The following is a 5,976-nucleotide window of genomic DNA, read 5'->3' on the forward strand; positions in this document are numbered from 1 at the left end:
TATCATGCCCTAAATCAGATATTTAACTCGATTCTCCGGGAGCCATTTCCCGATTAGGCCTGTATTTCAAAATAAAATTGCTTAAAATCGTTGATAACACTTGACTTAGAGTAGAAAAATCAATTAACTTCAGATAATACTTTTAAAACAAATATCCCAGTAAATAAAAATAAAGATACTAAACAAGAAGATTATATTTCAAAGAACAATTCACTGACTAATAATTCCACAACCTCAAAACAAGTTAAAATCCTACAAAATATAAAAACTTCTAATAATAAAACTGTACAAGTTAAACAGCCTGAAAGAGTTTCAGTTCATGATCCTTCGATTTTTCAAGAACCAAAAACAGGAAAATATTATGTTTTTGGTTCTCATCAAGCCGAAGCAGAATCAGATGATCTCTACAATTGGAAACCGCTATTTAAGAAAGAATATGAACAACCATCCTTTATTTTTGCCAACTATGACCAGGACTTAAGTAAAATATTCAAGTGGGCTGGTAGTCATGATGGTGATGCTAAAAATGGATACGCGATTTGGGCACCAGATGAAATATATAATCCTGACTATGTATGGAAAGATGGATCCAAGGGAGCATACATGTATTATTTTGCTACCTCATCCAGTTGGATCCATTCTGCGATTGGATTTGCAGCCTCTAAAACCGTTCACGGTCCATATCAATTTCAAGACACTCTAATTTACTCTGGTTTTACAAAAAATAAAGAACATAACGGTGATAGCAGCAGTAAGAATGATATTTATACTAACACAAATATTAAGGAGTTAATTGATAAGAAAATAATTAATGGCTTTAGCAATAAGTGGGTTAGAGCTGACGGAACTTATAACAATGATTATGCTCCAAATGCTATTGATGTGAATATTGTTACAGATAAAAATAATAATCTGTGGATGTCATATGGTTCATGGTCAGGCGGTATTTACTTATTGCCTTTAGATAAAAAAACAGGAAAAGTAATTTATCCTGGAAAAGATAGTACTAATGAGTATGGTCAAGAAGTAGATCGTTACTTTGGTACTCATTTAATAGGCGGATTCCATGAATCTGGAGAAGCACCTTATATAAAATATGACAAAAATACTGGATACTACTATTTATTTGTTACCTATGGTGGATTAACCCGAGAAGGCGGTTATAATATGCGCCTATTTAGATCTAAAGAAATCAATGGTAAATATGTAGACGCTATGGGACAACATCCGGTTTATACACAATGGAAAACAAATGATGTTACTAAACAAGAAAATCAAAAATATGGAATAAAACTTGAAGGCAATTATGATTTTAGCTGTCTGCCATATGCATATATGTCACCTGGTCATAATTCAGCATTCATTGACAAAAATGGTACTTGGTTTCTAATTAATCATACCCGCTTTAATCATGGCACTGAATACCATGAATTACGAGTTAAGGAAATGATCATGACCCAAAATGGTTGGCCGATTCCATTACCATTCGAATACACAGAACATGAAGACAAGATTTCTTCCCAGAATATCAACGATGTTTTGAAGCAAATTCCAGGACAGTATGAATTTGTAAATAATGGCAACAAGACTTCCGGCATACCAATTGCCCGTGCACTAGTTAAATTAACTACCGATCATCAAGTATCTGGTGGAATAACTGGTACTTGGGAATCAACTCAAAAGAATAATAGAATTATCTTAACTATAACTGACAAAGATGGCACTAAATATATAGGTGAATTTAAACTTCAGCAAGATGAATCAGAAAAACATATTCCAGTCCTTGTCTTTGCCGCTTTGGGTGATAACAATAATGTAATTTGGGGCGAAAAAGAATACAAAGTGATTCCTTCAAACAACACTGAACCTTCTACTTCAATCAATAATCCTAACCCAGAACCAGTTAAAGAAGTCCAAAATTCAGACTCCAGTGTAAATTCCGTCAAATTGATGCATAACTCATTTATTTATGATCAAAATGGTTTTATTTTGTCATTACCAGAACTTAAATCTTTCAATAGCCTTTCAGTGATTACGCCAAGTATTTTAATTAAGAATAGAAGATTTTATCAGCTCTCCAATAATTCCAAACAGTATATTCCAGCTGAAAATATCAATGGTAAGACGAGAAAACTAACACATAATGCATTCATCTACAATAATAAAGGAAAGCGGATTAAGAGAAACATTATTTTAAAGAGAGGAACAAATATAAAGACTTATGGTTCACCAGTAAAAATTTCTAAAAAATTATATTATTGTGTTGGTGTCAATGAATTCATCAAAGTAAATAATTTTAAGACAAAATAAGACATAGCATCTATCTCTAAAATATACAAAAGTCATTGAAAACTTATGATATTAAGTAATCAATGACTTTTATTTTATCAACATTCAATTTTTTAAGCTCTTAAATCGAAACTAATTAACCTCTAACCTTCTCATCTTTAGTACACTGCCAAATTAAACTTTTAAATCCATAATCTGTCGGCTACTCAAAATGAACTAGTAATTTTTATCACCCTTTACATTATCATCTGTCATAATTTGAGAGTATGTAGTTGATAATTCATCAGGAAATTCTGCGAATGGATATAGCATAATATTCACATCTTGTAATATATTCAGTACAATCATTGATCAATTTTTACACCATACTGCTTGAAACTGTCAAATTTTTTGTGTAAATAGATTTTTCTCGTAGATTGATTTTTTAATCTTTTATTTAATCAAAGTAGGATTCTAAGGTATCCTGAACCTGACCAAAGCCTTTGTGGATTCGATTGAAATAGCGTTCGTTGTAGCTCATTGCCTGAATGCCAATAAAAGTATCAAGCGACTGTTCAGTTGGAAACTCTGCTTTAGGCTTAGCTTTACGCTTGATAACGTTGTTAAAGGATTCGATCATATTGGTAGAGTAAATTGAAGCCCTGATCTGCTTAAGATAGCTGTAAAAGACCAGCAGATCAGGTTCAATATCTTTGAGATTTCTGATGATATGGTTGTACGCTCTGTTCCACTTGTCATAGAAGGCGTGCAAGACTTTGATCGCAGCTTCTTTATTTGGCTGTTGATGAATTTGCTTGAATTCATTCATGATCGTTTCGCGATCATCTACGCGTACTTTAGCGCAAATATTGCGCATGACATGAACTAGACAGCGTTGAAAATGAGCTTTCGGATAAGTCTGCTCCAGCACTGTCTTCATGCCCACAACGCCATCTGAAAGAAAGAGCTCAACCTGTTCTAGACCGCGAGACTTCATGTCTTGAAGCATTTCCGTCCAATTCTCGACGTTTTCGCTGGGAGCAATGCGGTAATCGATGACTTCCTTGTGGCCATTAGGCTTGATGCCAATGGCAATATAAACTGCTTCACGATCAAAGGTTATGCGACGCAAAGGAATGTAGGTAGCGTCCAAATAAACGTAGAAGAACTTGTCACTGAGTTTGCGCTGATGATAGGCCTCGACTTTTGGAATCATCTGCTTGGAGATGTTAGATACCTGAGCTGGGCTGTAATGACTGCCGTACATCTTTTCAATCAAGTCGGCTATTTTTCTGGTGGTTACGCCTTTGGAATATAGCTTGATAATCATGCTTTCCAAGACATTGGAGTGCTGCTTGTAGTCAGGGAGCGTGTGCTGATGAAACATGCCGTTGCGATCCCTAGGCACCTGAATTTCAATCTCGCCAAATTGCGTATCAACCTTGCGAAAGTAAGCACCATTGCGTGAATTGCCTGTATTCCAGCCAGCTCCGGCATAAGGATCATAGCCTAAAAACGCAGTCAGTTCAGCCTCTAATAGGTCATTAACTGCTTGCTGGAGTTCTTTGCGCAATAAATCGTTTATTTTGTCTTGATTGAATAGAGCTTGTGCCATATTTTTGGTAAAATCATTCATGAAGGAGATCTTCTTTCTGTATGTGTTTTTTTGTTCAAACCAATCATACGAGAAAGGAACTCCTTTTTCTAATGTTTTAAGAAATTAATTTAAGGAATCATTCATCCTTACACAAACTATTTTACGGTCTCAAAGTTAGCTATTTCGATGACTACATTTTCATCTCTGATATAGTCACGTTTTTCCAAACATCCTAGTGCATTGGAAATAATGATGCACTTGTTCGCATATAAAAAGTGTCTGGGAAAAAACTAATTCTCAGACAGGAAAAAAGAACGATGATTTCCTAATGGATTTCATCGTTCTTTTTCTATACTTTAAGTGCCTTCCTTGATATTATTGAATCACCACAAAACAAAAAGAAAGAAGGCAATCTTAATGTATCAAAATTATACCATAGGTCAAACAGCTTTAACACTCAACTTAGACTTCGCTATTCCTCATAATCATTTGGCTAATACCATTAGCTGGTTTGTCGATTCAATTCCAGAAGATGTCTTATTGGGTAATACTGCTAAAACCGGTCGTCCAGCTTATCATCCAGCGATGATGCTTAAAATCTTGCTTTTTGCTTATTCCAGAAGAGTATTTTCAGGCAGAAAAATCGAATTAATGCTGGAAGAAAACGTGCCGATGATGGCTTTGGCTGAACACCAACAGATTTCTTACCATACTATAAATAACTTTAGATCCAGCAAGCATGCCAATGAGCTGGTTAAGAAAAGCTTCCTCTACTTTACCAATTTGTTAGAAGCCGAGGGCCTTATCAATGAAGGAGCGATCTTTATTGATGGCACTAAAATCGAAGCTGACGCCAATCGCTATACTTTTGTTTGGCGCAAGGCAGTTGAAAAATTTCATGACAAGCTCAAAGGTCAAGCGGTTGAGCTTTATGATGAATTGATTGCCAAAGAAGTCGTCAAAGCAATGGCAAAAGAGAAAGTCCAGACCAGTCAAGGTTTGGCAGAGCTAGCACAAGAAACGGAAGCCGAGATTGAAAAGCTGACCGAAGAAATTGAGCAAGAACCCAAAGCAATCCCTGGCGGTTCGCCTAGAAAAGCAAGAAGACGCGGTCTTAAAAAGCTGCTTCATAAACTAAGAAAAGACTATGTTCCTCGAATGAAGAAATATGAAGAGGCGAAAGAAATCTTTGCAGGGCGTAACAGCTATTCTAAGACAGATCATGACGCGACTTTCATGCATATGAAGGAAGATCACATGAAGAACGGCCAGCTCAAGCCAGGCTACAATATTCAAGCCGCCACCACTGATCAATATGTGGTTGACTTTGCTTTATACCCTAATCCAACTGATTTCAGAACTTTCGAACCATTTTTAAAGCAGATGACGACACTAGACAAGTTTGACAAGATTGTCGCTGATGCTGGTTATGGCAGCGAATATAATTATTCAATGTTAGAAGAAGAGTATTCAGACAAGAAGTACTATATTCCTTATACCATGTACGAAAAGGAAAAGACCAGAAAGTATCGCAACGATCCAACTAAGCTGGCTAACTGGTTCTATGATGAAAAAGATGATTATTACCTTGATCAAAATGGCGTCAGATTCAACTTCAAATATTATAGTCAACGTAAAGATCGATCGACTGGTCAGGTTCGTGATTTTAAGGTCTATGAAGCAGATGAATTTCAACTAACGCCAGAATTAGAACGCTTAGCCAAGACTAAGAGCGGACGCCAACGTCAGGTTCGCTATAATCCTAACTGGCAATACCTAAAAGAAAAAGCCAAAGCAGTTCTCCAAAGTCCTGAAGGCAGACACATCTACAGCATGAGGAAATATGATGTGGAGCCGATTTTTGGACATTTGAAGAACGTCTTTGGCATGCGCCGAACTCATTTAAGAGGCAAAAAGAAGGTTGAAACAGATATAGGAATAGCCTTCATGATGATGAATTTAAGCAAATATTGGAACAGAAGATGGTCAAAAGACCAATTTTCTTTGTTCAAAAATAAAAATAGACAGAAAAAGACGGTCAAGCAACTCAAATTAAGAGTTGGATTGATCGTCTTTCAGTATCTAAGGGTTAGTTTTTTCCCAGACACTTT

Annotated in this window: 3 protein-coding genes; 2 read left to right on the forward strand and 1 reads right to left on the reverse strand. The window is 36.0% G+C overall.

From position 1 onward, the window contains the following. The first annotated feature begins 603 nt into the window (after positions 1-603). A complete protein-coding gene (locus B5E95_RS10120) occupies positions 604-2,310 on the forward strand; it encodes an SLAP domain-containing protein (protein ID WP_087236549.1) in 1,707 nt (568 codons plus the stop codon). 415 nt (positions 2,311-2,725) lie between these two features. Here B5E95_RS10120 and B5E95_RS10130 read toward each other — a convergent pair whose 3' ends face one another. After that, on the reverse strand, positions 2,726-3,904 hold the full coding sequence (locus B5E95_RS10130; protein ID WP_087236551.1) for an IS256 family transposase: 1,179 nt from the start codon (positions 3,902-3,904) through the stop codon (positions 2,726-2,728). Between the two features lie 378 nt (positions 3,905-4,282). Here B5E95_RS10130 and B5E95_RS10135 point away from each other — a divergent pair. Further along, positions 4,283-5,976 (forward strand): IS1182 family transposase (locus B5E95_RS10135; RefSeq protein WP_061102404.1); only part of this gene is annotated, 1,694 nt, incomplete at its 3' end.

The sequence above is a fragment of the Lactobacillus gallinarum genome, assembly GCF_002160635.1.
Classification (GTDB): domain Bacteria; phylum Bacillota; class Bacilli; order Lactobacillales; family Lactobacillaceae; genus Lactobacillus; species Lactobacillus gallinarum.

Bases quoted from the DNA above. Each gene is read 5' to 3' on its own strand.
- B5E95_RS10130 (WP_087236551.1), bottom strand. From the start codon at position 3,904: ATGAATGATTTTACCAAAAATATGGCACAAGCTCTATTCAATCAAGAC.
- B5E95_RS10120 (WP_087236549.1), top strand. From the start codon at position 604: ATGTATTATTTTGCTACCTCATCCAGTTGGATCCATTCTGCGATTGGA.